Raw genomic sequence first — 24,351 nt, forward strand, 5'->3', positions numbered from 1 at the left:
GTGTGACTGACGAAACATCGGACAAAAGGATCTCGTTACCGCTAGCTTCCGGTGGCGTGCACCTACTTCTGACGCTGGCGATGATCGCCGGAGCGCCCGCACCCGCCGAACCGGCACCCACCCCGTCCGAGTCCTACGCGGTCTACGACCGGATCACCCACCGCGTGACGGGGAAGGACGTGCACAAACCGATCAGGTCCGCCTCTCTGGTGAAGATCCTGATCGCGATCGAGCAGCTGGAGACGCGCGGCAACGACCCGCGCATCGAGCCGATGCTGCGGTCGAGCGACGACAACGCGGCGAGCGAGCTGTGGGTGGAGAACGGCTGGGAACAGCTCGTCGTCCGCACCGCCGACCGCATCGGTCTGGAGGACACGCGCCCGCCGGAGAACCGCGGCATGTGGGGCTACACGGCCGTGAGTGCGTACGACGTCGTGAAGACCTATCGCTACGTGCTGGAAAAGGCGAAGCCGTCGGTCCGGCGCACGATCATGGGCCATCTGCAGAGGGCCACGAAGTGCGCCTCTGACGGCTTCGACCAGTCGTTCGGACTGCCCTCCGCGACCTGGAAGCCGGCGTTCAAGCAGGGCTGGTCGGGCTTCGGCGACCCGGAGAAGCCGTGCGTCGACAGGCCGCGCCCGCGCATCCAGTGGGATCTGGACCTGAAGTCGCCTGCCATGCACACGTCAGGAACGTGCCTGTTCAGCATCGTCGCGGTGCTGACGCTGCACCCCCAGGGCACCACGTACAAGCAGGCCGCGAAACGAGTTACCCGCGTCACGGAAGAAGTCACCAAGCATCGGTGTTGATCGATGTATGAGCCGCCTCAGTGAGATCCCTCTGTCCGTTCTCGACCTCGCTCCCATCACCTCGGGATCGGATGCGACGACCGCACTGCGGAACTCACAGGAGCTCGCCCAGCAGGCCGAACGGCTCGGCTACCTGCGCTACTGGTTCGCCGAGCACCACAACATGCCGGGCATCGCGTCCTCCGCGCCCGCCGTGCTGATCGGGCACATCGCGTCCGCCACGTCGACCATCAGGGTCGGCTCCGGCGGCGTGATGCTGCCCAACCACGCGCCGCTGGTGGTCGCGGAGCAGTTCGGCATGCTCGAAGCGCTGCACCCCGGCCGGATCGACCTCGGCATCGGCCGCGCGCCCGGCACGGACCAGAAGACCGCACGGGCGTTGCGGCGCACCGAGGCCGGTCTCTCCGCGGAGAACTTCCCGCAGGAGCTGACCGAGCTGATCAAGTACTTCGAGGGCACCGCGGAGCTCAACGCCGTGCCCGCCGCCGGCAACAAGCCGCCGATCTGGCTGCTCGGCTCGTCCGGCTACAGCGCACAGGCCGCCGGCATGCTCGGCCTGCCGTTCGCGTTCGCCCACCACTTCAGCGCGCAGAACACGCTGCCCGCGCTGGAGCTCTACCGGCGGAACTTCCGGCCGTCCGAGGTCCTCGCGGAGCCGTACGCGATGGTGTGCGCCTCGGTGATCGTGGCCGACACCGACGAGCACGCCCGCTACATCGCGGGACCGGGAGCGCTCTCGTTCGTGCGGCTGCGCCAGGGCCGTCCGGCGCCGCTGGCCACGCCACAGGAGGCCGCGGACTACCCGTACACGGAAATCGACGAGCTGGTGATCGAGGACCGCATGTCCAGCCAGATCATCGGATCCCCCTCAACGGTCCGCGCCGGACTCGACGCGTTGATGGAGTCGACCGCCGCCGACGAGCTCATGGTGACGACCATCGTGCACGGGCACGACGACCGCCTCCGTTCCTTCGAACTGCTCAGCGAGGTGGCCGAACGGACGCCGTCGATGGGCCGTTCAGCCGCACATACGTGAGTCGGCCAGGCGTGACCTTCACGTTTCGTACGACTGCCACTGGTCTGAACGGGTGATAAACGGCTCCACTTGTAGCGCCAGGCACACCGTCGGCGATGATCGGTATGAGCGCGCACGCCCCCCGACGCGCTCCCTAGCGTGACCCGGCGGTTCGCCGCCAGGACGGCGTGGGGCCGGCGCACTGTGTGGCGCCGCCCACGCCGCCCATCACGAGACGGCCACGGCCTGGCACCAGGTCCGCGTCAAGGCCCCTTTTCGGTCCCCACCACCCCTGCGGCACCGTCACAGTTGACGGGAGTCGTCAACACCCACCGCCGGGGTGGGAAAGGGGAGTTCGTGAAGTTCGCCAAATCGGCCGCGGGCCTGTGCCTGCTCTTGGCCGTGGCGGGATGTGCGGGCCCCAGTGTCGCCGTCACCCCGAACGAGAACCTGACAGTCGAACAACGTGCCGAGACGCCCAGCGCGTCCGGCGCCGCCGCCTTCGGCACCCAGCGCGTGTGGGCCTCCGGCCTGTCCGTCGTGGTGTCCGCTCCCCGCTCGCTGGCACCGTCCGAGACGGCCATCCCGCCCGCCAAGCGCACCGCGGTCTTCACCATCACCGTCTACAACGGCTCCAAGTCGTCCTACCACCCGTCCCAGCTGTCCGTACGCGCGACAGCCGACGGCAACCAGGCGTCCGAGCTGGTCGACTCCGTGCAGGGTCTCAACGGCCTCGCCGCCGCCGTGGCCGAGCTGCCGCCGGGCCGCGACACCCAGTTCCAGCTGGCGTTCGCGGTGTCCGAGTTGCCCGTGCACATGCAGCTGTCCATCCAACCCGGTGGACAGGGCCAGGACGCCGCCACCCTCTTCGAGGGCCAGGCCTAGTCTCTGGGGCATGACCAGTCGTCTCGAGCCTGGAGACACCGCGCCCGCGTTCACGCTGCCCGACAGCGAGGGCAAGCCGGTGTCCCTGTCCGACTACCTCGGCAAGTCCGTGGTCGTGTACTTCTACCCGGCCGCCAGCACGCCGGGCTGCACCAAGCAGGCCTGCGACTTCCGCGACAGCCTCGCCCAGCTGAACAACCTCGGCTACGACGTCATTGGCGTGTCGCCGGACAAGCAGGAGAAGCTCGCCAAGTTCCGCGACGCGGAGGGCCTGACCTTCCCGCTGCTCGGCGACCCGGACAAGACCGTCCTGGTCGAGTGGGGCGCGTTCGGCGAGAAGCAGAACTACGGCAAGACCGTCCAGGGCGTGATCCGCTCGACGTTCCTCGTCGGCCCCGACGGCAAGATCGTCAAGGCCATGTACAACGTCCGCGCCACCGGCCACGTCGCGAAACTGCTGCGCGAACTCCCCGCCTGAATCCGGCACCGAATGTGACGCCGCCGCCGCACGTCTTGCGGCGGCGGCCCGTTCTTCGGGTATGGTCGGTGCGAGGGCGTGCAACAAATGCCGCCCCTTGTTCCGGTGAGGGTGATACACCGTGTGTCGCTTGACGGCACCTCGCGGCCCCGACATCCCGTCTGATTTCGTCCTGCGCGTCCACTTTCCCACGCGTGGCGGTTGACCTGGGCGTTTAAGCCCAACCATCCGTTCGCAAGCAAACACGCATGCCTAGCGCTGCGTGCATTTCGTGCTGGGAAATTCAATGCTCAAGTGGATGTTGCTCGCCGTCGCCGTTGGCGCGGAAGTTTTCGCAACCCTTTGTCTGAAGTACTCGGAAGGTTTCACGAAACCGTGGCCGACCGTCGGCCTCGGGGCCGGGTTCCTCACCGCTCTCTACCTGGAGTCGGTGGTGATCCGGATGGGCCTGCCGGTCGCCATCACGTACGCGATCTGGGCAGGCGCCGGCATCGCGCTGGTGGCGATCACCAGCCGCGTGCTGTTCGAGGACCCGCTGAACCTCGCGATGCTGGGCGGCATGGCCCTGATCGCGGCGGGCGTGTGCGTGGTGTCGGTCGCGTCCCACGCACACGCCGCAGCGTGATCTAGCCGAGCTTGCGCAGGTACGGGACCAGCAGCTTCAGCGCACGGCCGCGGTGCGACTCCGCGTCCTTCTCCTCGGCGGTCATCTCCGCCGAGGTGATCTCGTAGCCCTCGGGCACGAAGATCGGGTCGTAGCCGAAGCCGCCGGTCCCGCGCCGCGCACGCAACAACGTGCCGCGCCACTCACCGCGCACGACGACTTCCTCGCCACCGGGCACAACGAGAGCGACGACCGACACGAACGCCGCGCCACGGCGCTCGTCCGGCACGTCGCCGAGCTGGCCGAGCAGGAGGTCCAGGTTGGCGTCGTCGTCGCCGTGCTTGCCGGACCACCGCGCCGACAGCACGCCGGGCATGCCGTTCAGCTCGTCGACCGCGAGCCCGGAGTCGTCCGCGATGGACACGAGCCCGGTCGCCAGAGCGGCGTCACGGGCCTTGGCCACCGCGTTGCCCTCGAAGTCGGGCGCGGTCTCCGGCGCCTCGGGGAACTCCGGCACGTCCGACAGCGAGAGCACCTCGATGCCCGTCAGCCCCTCGGCGGCGACGATGCGCTGCAGTTCGCGCAGCTTCTTGGCGTTGCGCGAAGCGAGCAGCAGCTTCATCGCTTGCTCGCCTTGGGCTCCGGCAGCACGCCGGGGTACGGCTCGGCCAGCGCCGCGGCCTGCAGCCGGTTGAGCTCGGCGCATCCGAGCAGCGCCACGTCGAGCATGCGGTCCAAAGTGGACCGGGCGAACGTCGCGCCCTCACCGGTGCCCTGGACCTCGATCAACGTGCCGGCGTCGGTGGCGACGACGTTCATGTCGACCTCGGCCCGCGAGTCCTCCTCGTACGGCAGGTCGAGCCGCACGCGACCGTCCACGACACCGACCGACACGGCGGACACCGCGCAGGACAGCGGCGACGGGTCGGCGAGGCGACCGGCGGCACCGAGGTACGTCACCGCGTCCGCCAGCGCCACGTAGGCACCGGTGATCGCCGCGGTGCGGGTGCCGCCGTCGGCCTGGATGACGTCGCAGTCGATGACGATGGTGTTCTCGCCCAGCGCCGCCAGGTCGATGCAGGCCCGCAACGAACGCCCGATCAGGCGCGAGATCTCGTGCGTACGGCCACCGATGCGGCCCTTCACGGACTCGCGGTCGCTGCGGGAGTGCGTGGCGGAGGGGAGCATCGCGTACTCGGCGGTCACCCAGCCGAGGCCGGAGCCCTGACGCCAGCGGGGCACGCCTTCGGTGACACTCGCGGCGCACAGCACGCGGGTGTTCCCGAACTCGATCAGGACCGAGCCCGCGGGCCAGGTCTGATATCCACGCGTGATCCGGATGTCACGCAACACGTCGTCGTTTCGGCCATCGCTTCGCACCACGCGGCCTACCCTAATGAACCCTGCGGAGCGCCATGGCGTAGGGAGAGACATGCTGACGATCGACGGTATTCCGCTTCACCCGTTGCTGGTGCACGCGGTGGTCGTGCTGCTGCCCCTCGCGGCGCTGAGCTCGATCGCGATCGCGCTGGTCCCGAACTGGCGGCGCAGGTACGCGTGGCCCGTTCTCGGCGTCACCCTGGCCGGTGTCGCGGCGGTTCCGGTGGCCAAGCAGGCCGGCGAGGACTTCCAGGCCGTGCTCGCGAGCAAGGTCGGGCCCAACCCCGCCATCCAGACGCACGCCGACCTCGGCACGATGCTGCTGCCCATCGCCCTCGGGTTCGGCGTCGCGGTGATCGCGCTGCTGGTCGCGGGCAGGCTCGCGGACCGGGAGCGCCAAGCGGAGGCACCCACCACGAAGACGTGGCGGGTGATCTCAGTCGTGGTGTCCGTGCTGGTCGTGCTGCTCGCGGTCGGGACGACGGTGCAGACCGTGCGCGCCGGTCACAGCGGTTCGGAAGCGGTCTGGAGTGGCGTCGGCAGCTGAAGGGGCGCCGTCGCCGACTGCTTCAGCGTCCGCGTGACCGTGCAGAACTGTTCCACGGCACGACGGACGACGGTTTCGAGTGCCTCCGGGTCGTCCACGGCGGACAGGTCGTACGAGAGCGTCACCGGGATGGAGATCACCTCGTTGCCGCTCTCGGACTGGACCGCGTCCGCGACGGCGGTGAGCTGATCACCGCCGGTGCGGCGCAGGATCAGGGTTTCCGAGGTCACGAGAGCGCAGCCCGCGGCGGCCGCGACCAGCAGTTCGACCGGGCTGAACGAGCCCTCCTGGCCCTTGCGCCCGATCCGCACCGACGCGCCGCGCCCGTTGGAAGCGACGAACTCGTGCTCGCCCACGCGCTCCAGATTGATCATGCCCGCTCCCCCACCTCGTACCGGCCGCCCTCTACGACCAGCTCACACGGCCCGCCGAACGCCGACTTCGCTTCCCTCAGCACGTCCTCGCGCGACGTCCACGGCGGCACGTGCGTGATCAACAGCCGACCAGCGCCCGCTCGGGCGGCCAGTTCGCCCGCCTCGAGCCCGGACATGTGCAGGCCCGTCTGGCGGTCCGGCGCGTGCGTCCAACTCGCCTCGCTCAGCAGCACGTCGACACCGGCCGCAAGCGAGTCGAGCGATGAGCACGGCCCGCTGTCGCCCGTGTAGGCCAGCGACACGCCACCGCAGGAGATCCGGAACCCGTAAGCCTCGCAAGGATGCGCCACCACGGCCGAGTCCACAGTGAACGGTCCGATCTGGACGGTCGAACCCAAGCCGTGAAAGGCGAAGACGTCGCTGAAGTCCAACGATGACCGCTCGGCCTCGTTGGGCGCGTAGGCGGCGACGAACCGCGACGGGGCCTCGGCGGGCGCGTAGACCGGCAGCACCGAGGAAGGCGGCGTCGGGTGGTACTTCCGGGCCACGTACAGGGAGGACACGTCGATGCAGTGGTCCGGGTGCAGGTGCGACAACACCAGCGCGTCCATCGAGAACAGCGGGCGCTCCTCCTGGAACCGCGACAGCACCCCGTTCCCGAACTCCAGCGCCAACGTGAACCCGTCGGCCTCCAGGAGGTAACCCGACGCGGCCGCGCCGGGTCCGGGAATGCTGCCGGAGCAGCCGAGCACGGTCAGCAGCACGTCAGCCCCATTGTTCAAAGGTAGGCAGGAATCTGGCCGCCAGCTTCGCGAACCGCTCGGGCGGACCAGTGCACGTCACCCGATGGACGGCCGGTTCGGCAGCGAACTCGTCGCGCTCGGTCAGCAGCCGCACGACGTCCTTCACCGTTTCCTCGGCGCTCGACACCAGCGTCACGGCCTCGCCCATGACGATCTGGATCACGCCGGTCAGCAACGGGTAGTGCGTGCAGCCCAGGACCACGGTGTCGACCTCGGCGCGCTGCAACGGCTCCAGGTACGCCTGGGCCAGCCCGAGCACCTGCCGCCCGGAGGTGATGCCGCGCTCGACGAAGTCGACGAACCGGGGACACGCCGCCGCGGTCACCGTGACGTCGCGCGCCGCCTGGAAAGCGTCCTGATAGGCGTGTGAGTTGATCGTGCCGACCGTGGCGATCACGCCGATGCGTCCGTTGTGGGTGGTCCGCACCGCACGGCGCACCGCCGGGAGGATCACCTCCACCACCGGCACGTCGTAGCGCTCACGGGCGTCGCGGAAGCACGCGGCGGACGCCGTGTTGCACGCGATGACGAGCATCTTCGCGCCCTCGTCGACCAGCCGGTCGCAGATCTCCAGCGCGTGCTTGCGCGCCTGCGCGATGGGGAGAGGCCCGTAGGGACCGTTGGCCGTGTCGCCGATGTAGTGGATCGACTCGCCGGGCAGCTGGTCCATGATCGCTCGGGCGACCGTCAGGCCGCCGACGCCCGAGTCCATGATCCCGATCGTCACGCCGTGAATGTAGCCGGTGCGGTGCTGCGGCGGATGTCGCGAGAAACACCCCACGCGGCCAGAATTCCACCGATTGCGCCGAACAGGTGGCCTTCCCACGACACGCCGGGCTGGCCGGGCAGCACGCCCCACAACGCCGCGCCGTAGAGCGCGAACACGCCGACCGCGATCACCAGCTGGAGCCACGACCGCGCGAAGATCCCGCGCACCAGCAGGAACGCCAGGAACCCGAACACCAGCCCGGACGCGCCGATGTGACTGCCGGGGCTGCCGAACACCCAGACGCCCAGCGCGCTCGTCAACCAGATGACAGCGGTGACCTGGAAGAACTGTTTCAGCCCGCCCGAGGTGGCGAGGAACCCCAGCAGCAGCAACGGAACCGCGTTGCCGGTGAGGTGACTCCAGTCGCCGTGGATCAACGGCATCCACAGCAGGTTGTCCCACTCGCTGAAGTCGCGCGGCCGGACGCCGTCGCCCTCCAGCGAGCCGCCGGTCGCGACGTCGAAGGCCTCCACGACGTAGAGGAAGCCCACGAACCCGGCCACGACAAGCAGCGAAATCACTGGGTGCGGCGGAATTACCCGTTTCGCGATGGCGGTGCGGTCCACGTTCCCAGAGTACGTGCCCATAAGCTGCTTGGGTGTCGATCGAAGTAGCGGTGCGCATATCGGCCCAGCTCGGCGAGGGGCCGACCTGGGACCACAGCAGCTCCACGTTGCTGTGGGTGGACATCCTGGCCTCCGAGGTCCACCGGTACGCCCCCGCCCGGGACGACGACGCCGTGCTCGTGCTCCCCCAGCACGTGGGCGCCGCCAAACCGCGCGCCATGGGCGGCATCGTCTGCAACCTGCGCGACGGCATCGCGCTCGTCGACCGCGACGGCACCAAGAGCTGGCTCGTCTACTGGGCGCGCGACGGCGTGCGCGGCAACGACGCGGGCATCGACCCGTCGGGCCGTCTGTGGGCCGGCACGATGCGCTACGACCAGGCGGCTGACGAGGGCTGGCTCGCCAGGATCACCGGCGAGGGCGCCGCGAAGGTCATGGTGGACAAGGTGAACACCAGCAACGGCGTCGGCTGGAGCCCGGACGGGACGCTGATGTACTACATCGACACCCCGACCCGCCGGATCGACGTGTTCGACTTCGACAACGCCGCCGGCACCGTCTCGAACCGCCGCCCGCTCACCCACGTCGGCAACACCGACGGCTGGCCGGACGGACTCACGGTCGACGCGGACGGGTGCGTGTGGGTCGCGCTGTGGGGCGGCCACGCCGTGCGCCGCTACACGCCAGAAGGTGAGCTCGACCGTGAGATCGAACTGCCGGTCGACCAGCCGACCGCGTGCTGCTTCGGCGGCCAGGACTTCACCGACCTCTACGTCACGTCCGCGCGCACCGGGCTGTCGGACCAGGCGTTGATGGACCGCCAGCTGAACGGTTCGGTGCTCGTGCTGCCGGGTGCCGGCGCAGGGGTGCCTGGAACAGCCTTCGCAGGCTGACGCGGGGCTGACCGCCACAGCCTTCGCACGCTGACGCAGGGGTACCCCCGAGCTGGGATCCCCTGCGTTTCAACGTACTCGGCCACCCCGACAAGATCGTCCAGGTCCTGAGTCGCCAGTTCGCAGCCAGTCATCCCGTTTGGCTGGGTGGCGTCTGCAAGTACCGCCAACTCTTGATCAAATCGCCTGTAACTACACCCCAACAAGCAGGTCCGCGGCCCGTGGCCGCCGGAACAGGCCGGCCGGTTGGGTGTAGTTGTACGCTCGATGATCTTGAGTTGGTAGTACTTGCACACGCCACAAGCTGACCGTGAACCAGCGACTCAGGACACTGGACAAGATCGTCGAGGTGTCACGCCCGAGGTGTCACGCCCAGAGGTGGCCGTCGAGCCTCGCGGCCGCCTCGTCCAGCGTTCCCGCGTAGGCGCCGGTGGACAGGTACTTCCACCCCGCGTCCGCCACGATGAACACGATGTCGGCGGACTTCCCCGCCGCTTCCGCCTTCTGCGCCGCGGCCAGCGCGGCGTGCAGGATCGCGCCGGTCGAGATGCCGGCGAAGATCCCCTCGGTCTCCAGCAGCTGCCGGGTGCGGCGCAACGCGTCGTAGGAGCCGACCGAGTACCGCCCGGTCAGCACCGACTCGTCGTACAGCTCCGGCACGAAGCCTTCATCCAGGTTCCTGAGCCCGTAGACCAGCTCGCCGTACCGGGGTTCGGCGGCGATGATCTGCACGTCCGGCTTGGCCTCGCGCAGGTACCGCCCTACTCCCACCAGCGTGCCGGTGGTGCCCAGCCCGGCGACGAAGTGCGTGATCGTCGGCAGGTCGGCCAGGATCTCCGGACCGGTGCCGCGGAAGTGCGCCTCCGCGTTCGCCGGGTTCCCGTACTGGTAGAGCATGATCCAGTCCGGGTTCTGCTTGGCGAGCTCCTTGGCCGTGGCGACGGCCTGGTTCGACCCGCCCGCGGCCGGCGAGAACACGATCCGGGCGCCGTAGGCCTGCAGCAGCTGCTTGCGCTCGGTCGAGGTGTTCTCCGGCATCACGCACACCAGGCCGTAGCCCTTGAGCTTCGCGGCCATGGCGAGCGAGATGCCGGTGTTGCCGGACGTCGGCTCCAGGATGGTCGCGCCGGGACGCAGGATGCCGTCCCGCTCCGCCGCCTCGATCATGGCCAGCGCGGGCCGGTCCTTGATCGAGCCGGTCGGGTTGCGGTCCTCGAGCTTCGCCCAGATGCGCACGTTCTCGGACGGCGCCAGGCGGGGCAGGCCCACCATCGGGGTCCCGCCGAGCGCGTCCAGGAGCGAGTCGTAACGGGCCATCGGAAGATCAGCCGCCCGCGACAGCCGGGAGGATGGTGACGTTGTCGCCGTCCTTCACCGGAGCGGTGAGGCCGCCGGCGAAGCGCACGTCCTCGTCGTTGACGTAGACGTTGACGAAGCGGTGCAGCGCGCCTTCCTTGACCAGGCGGGCCTTGAGGCCGCCGTGGTTGTTCTCCAGGTCGTCGATGATCTCGGCGAGCGTGGCGCCGGTGGCGGACACCGACTTCTCGCCCCCGGTGTGGGTGCGCAGGATGGTCGGGATCGACACGGTGACGGCCATGATGGTTCTACCTCCGCGGAAACTAACTCAGGATTCGATGATCTTGACCGGTTCCTCGGTCACGACACCGTCGACGATGCGGTACGACCGCAGCTCGTGCTCGATCGGGTCACGCGTGGAGACCAGCACGTAGTGTGCCTGGGGCTCGTTCGCGAACTTGATGTCCGTGCGGGACGGATAGGCCTCCGTCGCGGTGTGCGAGTGGTAGATGACCACCGCTTCCTCGTCGTTGGCCTGCATCTCGCGGTACACCTTGAGCTGCTCGGCGGCGTCGAACCGGTAGAACGTGGGCGACCGCTCCGCGTTCTCCATCTCGATGATGCGCTCAGGCCGATCAGAGCCCTCAGGCCCCGCGATCTGCCCGCACGCCTCGTCGGGATGGTCGCGGCGCGCGTGGGCCACCATCGCGTCCACCAGGTCACGGCGAATCACCAGCACGTGCTCAATCCTACGGGCTGGAGAAAGTTGTCTCGGTATGCGAGATACCAGCGTTGTGGTGCTTGTTTTAGCTCTGGCTAATATTAGTGACAGCTACTACAGTGGCCGCTGTGCACGCGTTCGACGTACTCGGCGACCCGGTGCGCAGGCGGATCCTGGAACTGCTCGCCAGTGGTGAGCGGACGGCGGGCAACGTCGGCGCGGCGGTCCAGGCCGAGTTCGGGATCACCCAGTCCGCCGTCTCACAGCACCTGAAGGTGTTGCGTTCGAACGGGTTCGTCCAGGTCAGACCCGAGGGCACGCGCCGGGTCTACGCCGTGGCACCCGACCCGCTGCAGGAGATCGACTCCTGGCTCGACCACTTCCGGCGGTTCTGGGAACCGCACTTCGACGCGCTCGAGACCGAACTCGCCCGTGGCAGGCGTGAGCGCAGGCTCCAGGAGGAGGCAGAAGATGACTGACCGCGGCTACGACGACGGCAAACTCGTCATCCGGCGGCACTACAAGGCCGGCCGCGAAGACGTCTGGGACGCCATCACCACGCCGGAACGCCTGGTCCGCTGGTTCCTGCCGATCTCGGGCGACCTGCGGATCGGCGGCCGCTACCAGCTCGAAGGCAACGCGGGCGGCGAGATCGTCCGGTGCGACCGGCCCAGCGAGATCGGCCTGACCTGGGAGATCGGCGAGATGAACACCGACGTGCTGGTGCGCCTGGAAGCGGATGGCGACTCGACGATCCTCACGCTCACGCACTCCCCCATGCCCGGTGAGTTCGTCCCCGGCACCGGCGTCGGGTGGGAGCTCGGCCTCGTCGCACTGGAGAAGTACCTCGCCGGCGACCTGCCGGAGGGACGCGCGGTCGACTGGATCGCGGCATCCGCGCCGGAGGACCTGGCCGCGGCACACGCACTGGCGGAACAGCTCGCCGGAGAATGGGTGAAGGTGCTCTGATGCGGTTCACCAAGGAGGTCGTGCTCGACAAGCCGATCGAACACGTCCGCGTGCTCACCTCCGACCCCGCGCACCTGCACGAGTGGCAGCCGGATCTGGTCAGCATCACCCAGCACAGCGAGACGCCAGGAGCCGCGGGAGCGACGGCGACGCTGGCGTACCGCAAGTTCAAGCTGGAGGAGACCGTGCTGTCCGCGACCGCCGACGAGCGGGTCTCCCGCTATGAGACGACCGGGATGGTGCACACGATCACCAACCGGTACTCGGCGATCGACGACCAGCACACGCTGCTCGTGTGCGACAACGAGTTCCAGCTGTCCGGGCTGCTGAAGCTCGGCCGCCGGGTGCTGGAGAAGTCGCTGCGCGAGCAGGTCGAACGCAACGTCGAGAACTTCAAGGCGTTCATCGACGCCTGCTGAGCACCACCACGAGGTAGAGGGCGAGCAACGCGACCCCGCGCCGCCGTTGCGCCTGGTCGAGCCCACGCCACGCGGCCAGCTCCGCCCACGCCGCGAACGGCGTGACGGCGACGCCCAGCTTCATCAGCACCCGGCCCAGGCCCGGCGGCACCAGGAACGACGCGACGAACAGCCCGGCGGGCGCGACCACCGCCAGCTCCCTGCCGGGTACCTCGCGCCCGGTCACGCCGGGCGGCACGAGTTCGGAGACGACACCTGCGGCCTGATCGATGACATCCGACATACCCGGTGGCTACCCACTCAGAGGTCGCGGAAAGCCGTCACGCCGTTCAAAGACGTCGCCTCGCGCGCACCGGACACCACCGCGTCCGCGAACACCTCGGCAGCGGCGGCGCACAACGCGTCCAGCACGAACACCCGCGGTTCCGGCAGCGGCACGGCTCCCGTGGCCAGCGCGAACACCGTGTCACCGTCGAACATCGAGTGAGCGGGCCGCACGGCGCGGGCGAGGCCGTCCTGCGCCGCCATCGCGATCCGCTGACACTCCGCTTTGGACAGATCGGCGTCCACCGCGACCACGCCGATCGTCGTGTTGAGACCGTCGGGCTTGCGTTCGGGCAACGCCACGGCCGACGTCCCGAGCGCGGGCAGCCACGGCAGACCCGTTGCGCGGTCGACGACTTCGCCCGCCGCGTTCACCACGGCGAGCGCGCCGACGGTGTGGTCGCCGACCTTCTTGGTCGCCACGCCGACGCCGCCCTTGAGCGAACCGACGCGCGCACCCGCGCCCGCACCGACGCAGCCCAGCGCGAATTCCGTTGCAGCAGCGGCACAAGCTTCGTAGCCGAACGACGCGTCCGGCCGGTTGCCCCACTCGGACATCGGCAGGTCGAAGATCACCGCGCCGGGCACGATCGGCACGACGTGGTGCGGCTGAGCGCCCACCTGGAAGCCGATCGAACGTTCCGAGAGCCACCGCATGACGCCGTCCGCGGCTGCCAGCCCGTACGCGGAGCCGCCGGACAGGCAGATCGCGTGCACCTGCTGGACGAGGTTCGCCGGGTCGAGCAGGTCCGTTTCGCGGGTTCCGGGGGCGCCACCGCGTCCGTCGACCGCCCCGACCGCGCCCTGGGGCACGAGGACGACCGTGGTGCCGGTGGCCCAGCCGGGTTCGATCCGGTGGTGGTGGCCGACGAGGACGCCGGGAATCACCGCGCCACCCCAGTTCCCGCCATCACGGCATCATCGCTTCCACCAGCGTGTCCTGCACCCACGTGAGCCAGTGGTACACCCCGAGGTGAGGCGAGCGCGGGTCCTCCGGCGGCAGCTCTTCCGGCATGTCCTCGGTGACGTCCAACGCTGTCCCGAGGGCCAGACGCACGTCGTTGAGCGACGAGAGCCACGCCTCGGCCTCGCCGACCGACAGCCTGATCTCGCCGCCGTCCGGCGAGCACGTGTTCAGCACGATCTCGGCCGCGCCCGTCTTCTGGTCGAGCAGCTCCGGTTCGTGCAGCGAGCGCAACGCCGCCGCCGAGTTGACCTCGTCCGGGTCCGGCGCGTCGTCGTCCAGCCGGTGGAAGTCCGGGAGCAGCCGGCCGAGGATCGGGTCGTCGGGAGCCTCCGACGAGCCGGTCCGGATGCCGGTCAGCTCGGCGAGCTCGTCCTGCGGGGCTTCCTCGGCGCGGGCCAGCAGCATGTCCTGGATCTGGCTGACCAGACCGCGCACGACAGCGGCCTCCTGGCGGTCGAGCCTGCCCACAACGACGTCACCGTCGCGGATCCACCGCTTCACGAGGACTTCTGCATGGTCGCCCAGAGGCCGGCCGCGTGCAGCTTCGCCACGTCGGCCTCGACCTTGTCCTTGGTGCCCGATGTCACGATCGCCTTGCCCTTGTGGTGCACGTCGAGCATCAGCTTGGTCGCTTTGTCCCTGCTGAACCCGAACAGCTTCTGGAACACGTACGTCACGTAGGACATCAGGTTGACCGGGTCGTTCCAGACCACGGTCTGCCATGGCGAGTCCTCGGCGACGACTTCCGCACCGATCGGCTCGGCCTGCGTCCGTTCCTGTTCGACGGGCGTGGTCATACCGCCAATGGTGTCATGTTCGCCGCAGTGGCGGAGACCGCATGCGGCTAAACCGGATGCGACCTTAGGGTTGGCGACCATGAACTCGACGGCGTTGCTGACCGACCACTACGAGCTGACCATGCTCGCGGCCGCGCTGCGTGACGGCACTGGTGACCGTCCGTGCGTGTTCGAGGTCTTCGCTCGCAGACTCCCGGACGGCCGCCGTTACGGCGTGGTCGCGGGGGTGAACAGGCTGCTCGACGCGATCGGGGACTTCCGCTTCGGTGAGCAGGAGATCGACCAACTGCGCCGCAACGCCGTGGTCGACGATTCGACGTTGGAATGGCTCGCGAACTACCGGTTCTCCGGGGAGATCGACGGCTATCCCGAGGGGGAGCTCTACTTCCCCGGTTCGCCGGTGCTCACCGTGCGCGCGTCCTTCGCGGAGGGCGTCGTGCTGGAGACGCTCGCGCTCTCGATCCTCAACCACGACAGCGCGATCGCGTCCGCCGCGGCCCGCATGGTGACGGCGGCGAACGGCCGTCGCATGATCGAGATGGGCTCGCGGCGCACGCACGAGGAAGCCGCCGTGGCGTGTGCCCGCGCGTCCTACCTGGCGGGCTTCACCGCGACGTCCAACCTCGAAGCGGGGCGCCGCCACGGCATCCCGACGGCCGGCACGTGCGCGCACGCGTTCACGTTGCTGCACGACTCCGAGGAAGAGGCGTTCCGCAGCCAGATCGATGCGCTGGGTGTCGGCACCACGCTTCTGGTCGACACCTACGACATCACCGAGGGCATCAAGACGGCCGTCGCGGTGGCCGGTCCCGACCTCGGCGCGATCCGGATCGACTCGGGAGACCTGGGCGTGATGGCCAGGCAGGCACGTGACCTGCTGGACTCGCTGGGCGCCCGCAACACCCGGATCGTCGTGTCCAGCGACCTCGACGAGTACGCGATCGCCGCGCTGCGCGCCGAACCCGTGGACGCGTACGGCGTCGGCACGTCCGTCGTGACCGGTTCCGGCGCGCCGACCGCGGGCATGGTCTACAAGCTGGTCGAGGTCGACGGCAGGCACGTCGAGAAGCGCAGCACGTCGAAGCAGTCGCGCGGCGGCTGGAAGAAGGCGTTGCGGCGCCACAAGGACACCGGCACGGCGCTGGAGGAGGTCGTGTTCCAGGCGTCCGCCGAACCCGAGCTCGGCGCGTACGACAAGCTCGTGCAGATCCCGCTGATGCGTGCTGGACAGCTCACCGACGAGGTACCCACGCTGGAGCAGAGCCGTGAACGCCTGCGCGCGGCTCTGGTGAGCGTGCCGTGGGAGGGCCTCAAGCTCTCGCGCGGTGAGCCCGCGATTCCGACGACCTACTTGGAGGGCTGACATGACCAAGGCGCTGATCGTCGTGGACGTGCAGAACGACTTCTGCGAGGGCGGCTCGCTGGCCGTCACGGGTGGTGCGGCCGTCGCAGCGGCCATCTCGCATCACATCGCCACGTCGGCGTACGACCACGTCGTGGCGACGCGGGACTACCACGTGGATCCCGGCCCGCACTTCTCCGCGACGCCGGACTTCATCGACTCGTGGCCGGTGCACTGCGTGGCCGGGACACCCGGTGCGTCGTTCCACCCGGAGCTCGACGTGTCCCGCGTGGAGCAGGTGTTCTCGAAGGGCCGGTTCGCCGCCGCGTACTCGGGTTTCGAGGCGGAGAACGACCTCGCGGGATGGCTGACCGACAAGGGTGTGACCGATGTGGACGTCGTCGGCATCGCGACCGACCACTGCGTGCGCGCCACCGCCCTCGACGCGCAACGGAACGGCTTCCGCACGACGGTGCTCGTCGGGCTCACGGCCGCCGTGGCGCCGACGACCCGCGACGCCGCTGTCGAGGAGCTGCGCGCCGCGGGTGTCGGTGTCGCCTGACGGGTTACGGCGTCGGTGAGCAGGCCACCGAGCCGACGGTGATGCTGCCCGTGTAGCCGGACGACGGTTCGAACGTGATCTTCAACAGGGTCATGCTGATGCTGCCGTCGTTCGGCACCGGGAACACGGTGTCGGTGAACTTGGCCTTGGCGAGCACGGTTCCGTTGCCCGCCTTGACGTCGTGCACGTAGCCCGACGGGATCTGCTGCGGCAGCCCGGTCCAGCCGGACATGCCCTTGAGCTCCCAGCCCGCCTGCGTGCCCTTGTCGTCGGCGGCGCAGTTGACCGACCACTCGGCGATCTTGAGCCGCGGGCCCTTCGCGGCGGTGAGCGCGGACAGCTCGAACGCCTTGCCCGTGGCCACCGACTTGGTCTTGGTGAGGAACTCGTCCGGGTTCACGACCTCTGTCGTGCACGCGGACGACGTCTCACCGATCTTGAGCCCGGTCCTGCTCACGGCGGGGCTGGAGCCGGTGACGGTGCCGGCCGCGTCCGGGTTGACGTTGCACACGGCGAGCGGCTCGACCTTGAACGTCTGGTCCGCCTTGGCGAAGTCCGCGGAACCTGACGCCGCGGTGCCCGGCGGGTTGCCTGCGAGCGCGGGGGCCCCGGTTGCCAGCGTCAACGCGGCCACAGCCCCGGCGATCCACCTCTTGCGCACTTTTGCCCTTCTCCCCTTTGTCTCGTTTCCCACCGCCCGATAATGGTTGTGTTGCGTGGCGCTGATAACAGCTCGGCACCCCATGTCACCCGTTCGTGTGGCCAATTACCTGAACGAGTGACAGGCGAACTGGTCAGCTTGAAAAGAATTTCCGCGCTAACGCACTCCGGCCAGCGTGGCGAACGGCTCCCGGCGCGGCAGAGCCGTGGGCAGGCCCGCCAGCCTCTCCAGCGCGGAGCACACCCGCACCGCAGCACGCCCGTCGCCGAACGGGTTGCGCCCCAGGGGAAGCCGCAACCGGGAGCCGAGCACCCAGCCCGCTTCGGCGAGGATGCGGGTGGTGTCGGTGCCGACGAGCCAGGCACACCCGGCGTCGACGGCGAGCATGCGTTCGGTGGTCTCGCGCAGCACCAGCACCGGCACACCGAACGACGGCGCTTCCTCCTGGATGCCACCGGAGTCGGTCAGCACGAGGGCCGCGCGCTTGAGGACCCGCACCAGGTCCGGGTAGTCCAACGGCTCGGTGATGACGACGCGCTCGTGGCCGCCCAACAGCGACACGACCTGTTCGCGCACACCGGGGTTCGGGTGCGCGGGGATCAGCACGTGCAGGTCGGGATGCCGGTCGGCGATCGCGCGCACGGCGTTGAGCACGCGCATCAGCGGACGGCCCCACGACTCGCGGCGGTGCACCGTGACCAGCATGAGCCGGCCGCCGGTGGCGTCGAGGGTCCGTTCCAGGGCGATCACGTCGTGGCTGGACGCGGGGACGTTGGCGTCCGCTACGCGCTGCACGGCGTCCACGACGGTGTTGCCGGTGACGACGATGTGGCTGTCCGGCAGGGATTCCGTGTTCAGCGCGTTGGCGGCGTCATCGGTCGGCGCGAGGTGCAGCGAGGTGATGCGGGAGATCATCTGCCGGGTCCCCTCCTCGGGGAACGGGCCGTAGAGGTCACCGGTCCGCAGACCGGCTTCGAGATGTGCCACGGGGATTCCGCGCCAGAAGGAGGCGAGCGCCGCGGCCAGCGTCGTCGTGGTGTCGCCCTGCACGAGGGTGACCGCGGGGTCGCGTTCCTCCAGCACGGCGTCGAACTCGGGCAGCAACCGGGAGACCAGTTCGGCCTGCGTTCCGGTGTGCCTGGGCACGTCCAGCCGCACGTCCGGCACCAGGTCGAACGCGCTGAGCGCCTGCTCGACCATGCCGGCGTGCTGTCCGCTGTGGACGATCGTGGGACGGAGGCCGGGATGCCCCTTCAACGCGATCGCGACGGGGGCGATCTTCACAGCTTCTGGCCTCGTGCCGGCCACCAGCAGAACTTCTTTGCGCACCGTGTGTCCTCTCTCGGGGAGACCGGGAGGCCCGCCTGGGACCGGGGGCAATCCCAGGCGGGCCGTGTCAGCCGGCTCGGTTCGGTCTGGTCTTGACGGGGACCGCGACTGCTGCGGGACGGCGCTTCCTGCGCGTGCTGTGCATGAGGAACGCACCAGCGAGCAGGAGGACGATTCCCGCGACGATCCACCACGTCACGTCCGCGCCGGTGACCGCGAGGGCACCCACGCCCGTGCCGACACCGATGCCGGTACCGGGGACCTTGTACATCTGCCGCTCCTCTTTAGGCCGCGTTCAGCGACGCGCGACGGCGCAGCGCCACGAAGGCGACCGGAGCGGCGGCGACACCGAGCAGGCCGAGTCCGATCCACAGGCCCGCACCCGACGCCATCGGGATGGGCAGGCCGGCGGGACCGCACGTGGCCGACGAGATGATCACGTCGCCCGTGCCGATGGCGCCGAGCACGCCCTGCAGCAGCTTGATGTGGATCGCGTTCACGGTGAGGCTGCCGTCGTTGTTCTTGATCTGCTCGTTGAAGATCACTTCAGCGATCTTGACGCCGGCGAGCTGGACGTCCAGCTTCGTGTTGGCCGCGGGATCGGCGTTGACCTGGCCGAGCTTGCCGAGGTTGACGCCCGCGAGCTTGGCCTTGCCGGTCAGCCCCTTCTGGGTCGCCGCGCACTCCGCCTCCACCAGTTCGGCGGAGATCTTGCCGGTGACCTTGGAGAGCAGATCGACCCGGACGTCCGCGGTGCTCGCCCGCGAGTACACGCCACCGGACTTCTCGTCCCGCGACGCGGAGGCGTTGATGACACCGGTCTTCAGAATCCCGGTGAGATCGACGCCGGCGAACGTGTTCTGCGTCGGCCCGTTCGCGTTGGCGGCGGCGAACGGCTCCGCGTTGACCGCGGGGCTGCCGAGCAGCGTCACGTTGAGCCTCGCACCGTAGGCCGAGGCGTCCCCCGGAGCGGCCGAAGCAGGTGCGGCACCGACCAGGAGTGCGGCAATCGCGATGACCCCAGCCAGTCCCGTCATTCGGACACGCATGAAACTCCTTCCCTTGATTCCTCCGGCCCCAAGGCACGTTGATACCAATGTGGTTTCACGCTTTCCGGGGGCAATTACCGGCATCGGCTTTCTTTCGAGGGAACTGAGGGTTACTCCCCGTATCGGGCGACACGACCACCCAACTCGCCCAGTCGGCGCCACTCATCGTGGGTTTTTTGATCAATTTCCGGTTACGGCGTCACCCGATCCGGGGGTGAGGGCTGACGTTGCGTCTACCGATGGAACGTCAAGTAGCCCGTCTGGGCGCTCCCTCATCGGTGGAAAGGATCCTCGGGTGACGCTTGCCGTGCGCCGCGCCGCACTCCCGAGCCGGGTGACGGTGGTCGTCCTGCTCGCCGTTGCCGCGGGACTCGTGTTCGCACACCGTCTGTACCGCACGGCGGAGATCTCGCTGTCCGGCGCGATTCTCAGCGTCATCAGCTCGTACGGCGTGGACGTGATCCCCGATCGGCAGACCGTCTACTTCGGACTGGGTTCGGACACGCCGCTGGGTCTGCGGATGACACCGGAGTGCACGTCCGCGTTCCTCGTTCTCCCGCTGATCGTGGTGGGCGCCGTGATGATCGCGCTGCGGCCGCGGATCCAGTCGCGCGTGCTGTTCGCCCTGGGGATCGCGGCGCTGGCCGTCGTGATCGTGAACCAGTTCCGGGTGCTGACCCTGTTCGGCCTGGTCCAGTGGCTGGGCGTCGACACCGGCTATTACTGGGGCCACACGCTGCTCGGTTCGATGGTGAGCGTGTTCGGTGGCGCGGCCGCGCTCGTGGTGTTCGTCTGGCTGGCCACGCGCAAGTGAGCCTCGACCTCGTTCTCGGGTTCACGCAGGCGCTCGCGCTGACGATGAGCGTCGCCTTCGTGACATACGTGTTGTTCATCGTGGTGCCGTACCTGCGGCGCAAACCCGCTCCCGTGGGAGAGCCCAGCTCGTTGGAGTGGCACTTCTTCGTGCCGTGCCGCGACGAAGAAGCCGTCATCGGCGACACGATCCGTTACTTGCGCGGGACGTTCCCCATCGCGCACGTGTGGGTCATCGACGACGACTCCGACGACCGGACTGCCGGTGTCGTGCGGATGTTGAAGCGCAACGGCGGTGTTCGGGACCCGAACATCCATCTCGTGCAGCGCCAACGCCCGTACGCCCGCACCGGCAAGGGCAACGCACTGAACGACGCCTACCGCACGTTGAAGCTGTGGATGGGCCGGCGCGCGGACACAGACCGTGCGGTCGTCGTTGTTGTTGACGCTGATGGACGTCCTGCTGCCAACTGCCTGGAAGTCTGTGCGGCCGCGCATCTTTTCGGCAATCCGCGGATCGGCGCCGTGCAGGTGGACGTGCGGATGATCAACGCCGGCCAGCGCCAGCCGGGAGTTTCGGCCTGGCGCCGGGCGTTCGGTGCGGGGCTGGTGCGGATGCAGGACCTGGAGTTCCGCACGGCCATCGCGGCGATCCAGATGTCACGCGGCGCGACCGGCACGATCTCCATGGGCGGCAACGGTCAGTTCACCCGACTGTCCGCTTTGGACTCGATCGCCGGACCGACCGGCAGCCCGTGGCGCGGGTCGTTGCTGGAGGACTTCGAACTCGGCGTGCACCTGCTGACCGCGGGCTGGCACACCGGTTTCTCGTTGGACACGCACGTGAACCAGGAGGCGCTGTACTCGTTGCGCCGCTTCTTGGCCCAACGCACCCGTTGGGGCCAGGGCACGATGCAGTGCATGCGTTACCTGAGGCGCATCTGGGACTCCGAGCATCTGACGACTCTCGGTGCCGCAGAGATGATGTATTACCTCGCGCAACCGTGGATGCAGTTGCTCGGCACGCTCATCTACCCGATCCCGATGGCCATGATGGCGTACCGGTTCGCGGTGTCTCCCGCTGAAGTCGTGGCGTGGTTCTTCGACGGCGCGTGGATCCTGTTCACCGTCTACGGCGCGTTCGGCCTGATGCCGTTCGTCCTGTGGGGACCGGTCTACCGTGCGCGCTGTGAGCCCGTTGGCTTCTGGAAGTCCATCGCGTACGGGTTCGGCTACGCGCTGTACATCTACACGTTCTACATCACGTCGTGGCGCGCGCTGATCCGCTTGGTGCGCGGCAACAACGGTTGGACCAAAACGCGTCGCAACGAGGACAGAGTGGCGGGCAAGGTCGCCCTGGATGTGTGACCGGTCACTTTGTAGAGATCGAACAAAGACGTTCTCGAGTCTCCGTGGTTAACCTCGGTTCACTCGATTCCGCCTGGGAGGGAACGTGACTCTCGCACTCGCGCCTCGTCGCACCGTGCTCGCCGACTTCGTGCCGGGCGCCCTCGTCCGCGACCTGACCCTCGTGGTCGCCGGTGCCGCCCTCACCGGACTCGCCGCACAGGTGGCGCTGCCGATCCCCGGCAGCCCGGTTCCGCTGACCGGCCAGACCTTCGCCGCGCTTCTGGTGGGTGCCACCCTCGGTTGGCAACGCGGCGCCACCTCGATGCTCCTGTACCTGATCGCGGGCGTCGCCGGCGTGCCGTGGTTCCAGGGCGGCACGTCCGGCGCCCCGGTGTCGTTGGGTTACGTCGTCGGCTTCGTGTTCGCGGGTGCCCTGGTCGGTGCGCTGGCCAAGCACGGTGGCGACCGCACGCCGTTGCGCACGGTCGGCACCATGGTGCTGGGCAATCTGGTGATCTACAGCGTCGGCGTGCCGTGGCTGATGGCCGCGACCGGCATGGGCCTCGGCAAGGCGCTGTCCGTTGGTGTGCTGCCGTTCCTGCTGGGTGACGCTCTGAAGATCGCCCTGGCGGCGGGCCTGCTGCCCACCGCCTGGGCTCTCCTCAAGCGCCGTTAGTCGCTCACGGCCCGGTGTACTCGAAGATGTACAGGCCGTAGTCGCGGTCGCTGGCCGCCACGTACTCCTTGCCGTTGTGCGAGAACACCTGGACGCCCCAGAAGTTGTTCCCGCCCTCGTCGATGAAGTGGCCGACCTCGACGAGCTTCTCGTTCACGATCTTCGTGACCCGGAAACCGCCCGCGTAGTAGGCGAAGTACGCGAGGTCGTTGCGCGTCGGTGAGGTCGCGACCTCGTGCACCGACAGGTCGCCGTGCCCGGACGCCTTCGCCGGGTCGTGGCCCTCGGGGATGGCGTAGGTGTCGAGCTCGGCCATCTTCCCGGCGTTGTTGCGGAACAGGTGCACGTAGCCCCAGCCGTCGAACGACGAGCTGAACGTCAGCACGTCACCCACAGCTCCGACGGCGAGACCGGGGATCAGGCTGCCCGGCAAGGTGTCGCCACCGGCGAGGCACTGCGCCTCGTTGTACTCGGCCTCCTTGTCGAAGAAGCCGAAGCCCGTCTTCCGGTCGACGGAGAACGCGGGCAGCGTGCCCTCGACCGTCATGCCGAACGCGCCGCACTCGCCCTCGCGGTTGATGATCACGGTCGCCTCGTAGCCACCGGCGGCGGCCACGTTCGCGACCTTCTCGGTGAAGGTGCACCCACCGCGGGTCACCGCGGCGATCTGCTTCGTGCCCACCGCGGGTGCGGCCGGAACCGCCGAGTCGCCGATGCACGCCCGGCCGACGTACACCGTGGTGCCGGACAACGTCTGTCCCGCGGGCAGCTGCGGCGTCAGGTCGCCCTGGTTCGCCGCGAAGCTGGTTCCGTCGTCGGTCGACGCGGACAGCACGTACGGCCCGAAGTCCTCGTCCGCACCGATGACGTAGTCGTTGTTCTTCGTGAACTCGGACTGGTGACCGTTGCCCTCGGGTGCGGCGGCGATGCCGGTCGACTCGAGCAGCTCGGGATCGGGGTTCGCGAAGTCGGTGTCGCCGAGGTAGACCGGGCTCACCGGGTTGGTGACGTCGAGCTTCACGTAGCCCGCGTCCCAGTAGGAGATCAGCATGACCTGCCTGCCGCCGATCTCCTTCACGATCATGTCGTGGTTGAAGACCTCGGTCAGGTTCGCGGGCGTGGCCTGGGTGATCTGCGGGAACATCGCGGCGAGGTCGTACTCGGCGATCTTCACCGGCGTCCGCGGGTCGGTGATGTCGAAGATGTCGACGTCGGCGTTCTCCTCGTCGTCGACGAGGACCGCGTAGGCCTTGTCACCGGCGTCCCAGATGAAGACGCTGTGCACCTCGTGCGCGAGGCCTGCTGCGTTGCGGCTCACTGGGTCGAAGTCGCCGAAGCCCTGCGCGAGGTACTTGTGCACCTTGGGGTTCGTGACGTCGACCAGCGTGGCGCCACCGACGGTGGTGCTGTTGATGTGGTCTCCGCAGATCTCGTTGTTGAACGCGAGCACGTCGCCGTTGAACTTCGGCGTGTCGATGTGGATGACCTGGGAGCCCTCACCGACGTAGCTGTCCTGGCCGGTGCGGATGAAGTTGATCTGCTTGGGCTTGGCGGGATCCTTGATGTCGAAGACGTACATGCCGCCCTTCTGGCACGTGGGGTCCCGGAACGCGGCGAGATACGCGTACCCGTTGTGCACTCCGACGTCGGCGACGCGGCCTTCGGTGTCCTGGTTGATCGCGGCCCTGCCGACGACCTTGACGTTCGCGTTGCCGGCGGGCAGATGCCCGTGTTCACCTCCGTGCTGATCGTGGCCGTGGGTGGCTTCCGCGTGGTCGATCCCTCCGTCAGTGGAGGTGGAGCCGTCCGCTTCGTGGGCGACGGCGGCCGGGGTGAGCAGGATGAGCGCGGAGAGCGCTGCGAGGAGTACCGGTCTGCGGCGGGGAGAGGACACAGATTCCTCCAAATGTGTGCATTGTGAGCGGCGTCACTCTCCGTCGCTTCATGTCGGAA

33 protein-coding genes are annotated in these 24,351 nt (G+C 68.6%); 15 read left to right on the forward strand and 18 right to left on the reverse strand.

Going from position 1 to position 24,351, the window contains the following annotated elements; translation table 11 throughout:
• Nucleotides 1–56: 56 nt before the first annotated feature.
• The 5 genes from SK803_RS21290 to SK803_RS21310 all read left to right on the forward strand — a co-directional run bounded on the left by SK803_RS21290 (nucleotide 57) and on the right by SK803_RS21310 (nucleotide 3,812).
• On the forward strand, nucleotides 57–809 hold the full coding sequence (locus SK803_RS21290; protein ID WP_319967795.1) for a hypothetical protein: 753 nt from the start codon (nucleotides 57–59) through the stop codon (nucleotides 807–809).
• Between the two features lie 7 nt (nucleotides 810–816).
• Nucleotides 817–1,845, forward strand: coding sequence for an LLM class flavin-dependent oxidoreductase (locus tag SK803_RS21295; protein WP_319967796.1), 1,029 nt, complete (start codon nucleotides 817–819; stop codon nucleotides 1,843–1,845).
• A gap of 336 nt (nucleotides 1,846–2,181) precedes the next feature.
• Nucleotides 2,182–2,709 carry a hypothetical protein gene (locus SK803_RS21300; RefSeq protein WP_319967797.1) on the forward strand — a complete coding sequence of 176 codons (528 nt, stop codon included), beginning with the start codon at nucleotides 2,182–2,184 and terminating at the stop codon, nucleotides 2,707–2,709.
• A gap of 10 nt (nucleotides 2,710–2,719) precedes the next feature.
• Nucleotides 2,720–3,187, forward strand: coding sequence for a thioredoxin-dependent thiol peroxidase (bcp, locus tag SK803_RS21305; RefSeq protein ID WP_319967798.1), 468 nt, complete (start codon nucleotides 2,720–2,722; stop codon nucleotides 3,185–3,187).
• A gap of 286 nt (nucleotides 3,188–3,473) precedes the next feature.
• On the forward strand, nucleotides 3,474–3,812 hold the full coding sequence (locus SK803_RS21310) for a DMT family transporter (protein ID WP_319967799.1): 339 nt from the start codon (nucleotides 3,474–3,476) through the stop codon (nucleotides 3,810–3,812).
• Between the two features lies 1 nt (nucleotide 3,813).
• On the opposite strand, the gene rdgB is transcribed toward SK803_RS21310, so the two are convergent.
• Nucleotides 3,814–4,413 (reverse strand): RdgB/HAM1 family non-canonical purine NTP pyrophosphatase, encoded by a 600-nt coding sequence (gene rdgB / locus SK803_RS21315; RefSeq protein ID WP_319967800.1) that lies wholly within the window; start codon nucleotides 4,411–4,413, stop codon nucleotides 3,814–3,816.
• Nucleotides 4,410–5,174 (reverse strand): ribonuclease PH, encoded by a 765-nt coding sequence (rph, locus tag SK803_RS21320; protein ID WP_166047800.1) that lies wholly within the window; start codon nucleotides 5,172–5,174, stop codon nucleotides 4,410–4,412. The genes rdgB and rph overlap by 4 nt, the downstream gene beginning before the upstream one ends.
• Nucleotides 5,175–5,223: 49 nt before the next feature.
• Between rph and SK803_RS21325 the strand changes: the two genes are divergently transcribed.
• Entirely contained in the window at nucleotides 5,224–5,718 is a 495-nt protein-coding gene (locus SK803_RS21325) for a DUF2231 domain-containing protein (RefSeq protein WP_319967801.1), read from the forward strand.
• Here the strand turns inward: SK803_RS21325 and SK803_RS21330 are convergent.
• From SK803_RS21330 to SK803_RS21345, 4 genes are read right to left on the reverse strand one after another with little or no spacing between them, the layout of a single operon-like run.
• Nucleotides 5,676–6,092: an OsmC family protein gene (locus tag SK803_RS21330; RefSeq protein ID WP_319967802.1), complete on the reverse strand. Its 417-nt coding sequence runs from the start codon at nucleotides 6,090–6,092 to the stop codon at nucleotides 5,676–5,678. The genes SK803_RS21325 and SK803_RS21330 overlap by 43 nt on opposite strands.
• Nucleotides 6,089–6,856 carry an MBL fold metallo-hydrolase gene (locus SK803_RS21335; protein ID WP_319967803.1) on the reverse strand — a complete coding sequence of 256 codons (768 nt, stop codon included), beginning with the start codon at nucleotides 6,854–6,856 and terminating at the stop codon, nucleotides 6,089–6,091. The genes SK803_RS21330 and SK803_RS21335 overlap by 4 nt, the downstream gene beginning before the upstream one ends.
• Nucleotide 6,857: 1 nt before the next feature.
• Nucleotides 6,858–7,607 (reverse strand): glutamate racemase, encoded by a 750-nt coding sequence (gene murI, locus SK803_RS21340; protein WP_319967956.1) that lies wholly within the window; start codon nucleotides 7,605–7,607, stop codon nucleotides 6,858–6,860.
• Between the two features lie 11 nt (nucleotides 7,608–7,618).
• Nucleotides 7,619–8,230 (reverse strand): rhomboid family intramembrane serine protease, encoded by a 612-nt coding sequence (locus SK803_RS21345; RefSeq protein ID WP_319967804.1) that lies wholly within the window; start codon nucleotides 8,228–8,230, stop codon nucleotides 7,619–7,621.
• 32 nt (nucleotides 8,231–8,262) lie between these two features.
• On the opposite strand from SK803_RS21345, the gene SK803_RS21350 reads away from it, so the two are divergent.
• Complete coding sequence (locus SK803_RS21350; RefSeq protein WP_319967805.1) at nucleotides 8,263–9,123, forward strand: SMP-30/gluconolactonase/LRE family protein; 861 nt, start codon at nucleotides 8,263–8,265, stop codon at nucleotides 9,121–9,123.
• Between the two features lie 366 nt (nucleotides 9,124–9,489).
• Here the strand turns inward: SK803_RS21350 and SK803_RS21355 are convergent, their stop codons facing one another.
• The 3 genes from SK803_RS21355 to SK803_RS21365 are packed head-to-tail and all read right to left on the reverse strand — an operon-like array spanning nucleotide 9,490 to nucleotide 11,158.
• Nucleotides 9,490–10,440 carry a PLP-dependent cysteine synthase family protein gene (locus SK803_RS21355; protein WP_319967806.1) on the reverse strand — a complete coding sequence of 317 codons (951 nt, stop codon included), beginning with the start codon at nucleotides 10,438–10,440 and terminating at the stop codon, nucleotides 9,490–9,492.
• Nucleotides 10,441–10,447: 7 nt separating this feature from the next.
• The gene (locus SK803_RS21360; protein WP_319967807.1) at nucleotides 10,448–10,720 is read right to left on the reverse strand and encodes a MoaD/ThiS family protein; all 273 of its coding nucleotides are present in this window, start codon (nucleotides 10,718–10,720) and stop codon (nucleotides 10,448–10,450) included.
• A 27-nt stretch (nucleotides 10,721–10,747) separates the two neighbouring features.
• A complete protein-coding gene (locus SK803_RS21365) occupies nucleotides 10,748–11,158 on the reverse strand; it encodes a Mov34/MPN/PAD-1 family protein (RefSeq protein ID WP_086661214.1) in 411 nt (136 codons plus the stop codon).
• A gap of 110 nt (nucleotides 11,159–11,268) precedes the next feature.
• Between SK803_RS21365 and SK803_RS21370 the strand changes: the two genes are divergently transcribed.
• From SK803_RS21370 to SK803_RS21380, 3 genes are read left to right on the forward strand one after another with little or no spacing between them, the layout of a single operon-like run.
• Entirely contained in the window at nucleotides 11,269–11,619 is a 351-nt protein-coding gene (locus tag SK803_RS21370) for an ArsR/SmtB family transcription factor (protein WP_319967808.1), read from the forward strand.
• On the forward strand, nucleotides 11,612–12,109 hold the full coding sequence (locus SK803_RS21375; protein WP_319967809.1) for an SRPBCC family protein: 498 nt from the start codon (nucleotides 11,612–11,614) through the stop codon (nucleotides 12,107–12,109). The genes SK803_RS21370 and SK803_RS21375 overlap by 8 nt, the downstream gene beginning before the upstream one ends.
• Nucleotides 12,109–12,528: an SRPBCC family protein gene (locus SK803_RS21380; RefSeq protein ID WP_319967810.1), complete on the forward strand. Its 420-nt coding sequence runs from the start codon at nucleotides 12,109–12,111 to the stop codon at nucleotides 12,526–12,528. Before SK803_RS21375 ends, SK803_RS21380 begins: the two co-directional genes overlap by 1 nt.
• Here SK803_RS21380 and SK803_RS21385 read toward each other — a convergent pair.
• The 4 genes from SK803_RS21385 to clpS are packed head-to-tail and all read right to left on the reverse strand — an operon-like array spanning nucleotide 12,512 to nucleotide 14,616.
• Nucleotides 12,512–12,811: a hypothetical protein gene (locus SK803_RS21385; RefSeq protein WP_319967811.1), complete on the reverse strand. Its 300-nt coding sequence runs from the start codon at nucleotides 12,809–12,811 to the stop codon at nucleotides 12,512–12,514. The two genes, SK803_RS21380 and SK803_RS21385, sit on opposite strands and share 17 nt — an antisense overlap.
• 17 nt (nucleotides 12,812–12,828) lie before the next feature.
• A complete protein-coding gene (locus SK803_RS21390; RefSeq protein ID WP_319967812.1) occupies nucleotides 12,829–13,740 on the reverse strand; it encodes a P1 family peptidase in 912 nt (303 codons plus the stop codon).
• Nucleotides 13,741–13,762: 22 nt separating this feature from the next.
• Entirely contained in the window at nucleotides 13,763–14,320 is a 558-nt protein-coding gene (locus SK803_RS21395) for a DUF2017 domain-containing protein (protein ID WP_319967813.1), read from the reverse strand.
• A complete protein-coding gene (gene clpS / locus SK803_RS21400) occupies nucleotides 14,317–14,616 on the reverse strand; it encodes an ATP-dependent Clp protease adapter ClpS (protein WP_319967814.1) in 300 nt (99 codons plus the stop codon). The genes SK803_RS21395 and clpS overlap by 4 nt, the downstream gene beginning before the upstream one ends.
• A 79-nt stretch (nucleotides 14,617–14,695) precedes the next feature.
• On the opposite strand from clpS, the gene SK803_RS21405 reads away from it, so the two are divergent.
• Together SK803_RS21405 and SK803_RS21410 are read left to right on the forward strand one after the other, a co-directional pair.
• Entirely contained in the window at nucleotides 14,696–15,979 is a 1,284-nt protein-coding gene (locus SK803_RS21405) for a nicotinate phosphoribosyltransferase (RefSeq protein WP_319967815.1), read from the forward strand.
• 1 nt (nucleotide 15,980) lies between these two features.
• Nucleotides 15,981–16,520 (forward strand): isochorismatase family protein, encoded by a 540-nt coding sequence (locus SK803_RS21410; RefSeq protein ID WP_319967816.1) that lies wholly within the window; start codon nucleotides 15,981–15,983, stop codon nucleotides 16,518–16,520.
• Nucleotides 16,521–16,524: 4 nt separating this feature from the next.
• On the opposite strand, the gene SK803_RS21415 is transcribed toward SK803_RS21410, so the two are convergent.
• The 4 genes from SK803_RS21415 to SK803_RS21430 form a co-directional block, all read right to left on the reverse strand.
• Nucleotides 16,525–17,181 carry a hypothetical protein gene (locus tag SK803_RS21415; RefSeq protein WP_319967817.1) on the reverse strand — a complete coding sequence of 219 codons (657 nt, stop codon included), beginning with the start codon at nucleotides 17,179–17,181 and terminating at the stop codon, nucleotides 16,525–16,527.
• A 156-nt stretch (nucleotides 17,182–17,337) separates the two neighbouring features.
• Nucleotides 17,338–18,510: a non-hydrolyzing UDP-N-acetylglucosamine 2-epimerase gene (wecB, locus tag SK803_RS21420; protein WP_319967818.1), complete on the reverse strand. Its 1,173-nt coding sequence runs from the start codon at nucleotides 18,508–18,510 to the stop codon at nucleotides 17,338–17,340.
• A 67-nt stretch (nucleotides 18,511–18,577) separates the two neighbouring features.
• Nucleotides 18,578–18,781, reverse strand: coding sequence for an LPXTG cell wall anchor domain-containing protein (locus SK803_RS21425; protein ID WP_319967819.1), 204 nt, complete (start codon nucleotides 18,779–18,781; stop codon nucleotides 18,578–18,580).
• A 13-nt stretch (nucleotides 18,782–18,794) separates the two neighbouring features.
• Entirely contained in the window at nucleotides 18,795–19,559 is a 765-nt protein-coding gene (locus SK803_RS21430) for a choice-of-anchor P family protein (RefSeq protein WP_319967820.1), read from the reverse strand.
• A gap of 295 nt (nucleotides 19,560–19,854) precedes the next feature.
• Here SK803_RS21430 and xrtP point away from each other — a divergent pair, with 295 nt between their 5' ends.
• The 3 genes from xrtP (at nucleotide 19,855) to SK803_RS21445 (ending at nucleotide 22,398) form a co-directional block, all read left to right on the forward strand.
• The gene (gene xrtP, locus SK803_RS21435; RefSeq protein ID WP_406601559.1) at nucleotides 19,855–20,373 is read left to right on the forward strand and encodes an exosortase P; all 519 of its coding nucleotides are present in this window, start codon (nucleotides 19,855–19,857) and stop codon (nucleotides 20,371–20,373) included.
• 44 nt (nucleotides 20,374–20,417) lie between these two features.
• Entirely contained in the window at nucleotides 20,418–21,740 is a 1,323-nt protein-coding gene (locus SK803_RS21440; protein WP_319967958.1) for a glycosyltransferase, read from the forward strand.
• 85 nt (nucleotides 21,741–21,825) lie between these two features.
• Nucleotides 21,826–22,398: a biotin transporter BioY gene (locus SK803_RS21445; RefSeq protein WP_319967821.1), complete on the forward strand. Its 573-nt coding sequence runs from the start codon at nucleotides 21,826–21,828 to the stop codon at nucleotides 22,396–22,398.
• Between the two features lie 4 nt (nucleotides 22,399–22,402).
• Here the strand turns inward: SK803_RS21445 and SK803_RS21450 are convergent, their stop codons facing one another.
• Nucleotides 22,403–24,292, reverse strand: coding sequence for a PA domain-containing protein (locus tag SK803_RS21450; protein ID WP_319967822.1), 1,890 nt, complete (start codon nucleotides 24,290–24,292; stop codon nucleotides 22,403–22,405).
• Nucleotides 24,293–24,351 lie beyond the last annotated feature (59 nt).

Source organism: Lentzea miocenica (assembly GCF_033949945.1).
GTDB lineage: Bacteria > Actinomycetota > Actinomycetes > Mycobacteriales > Pseudonocardiaceae > Lentzea > Lentzea miocenica.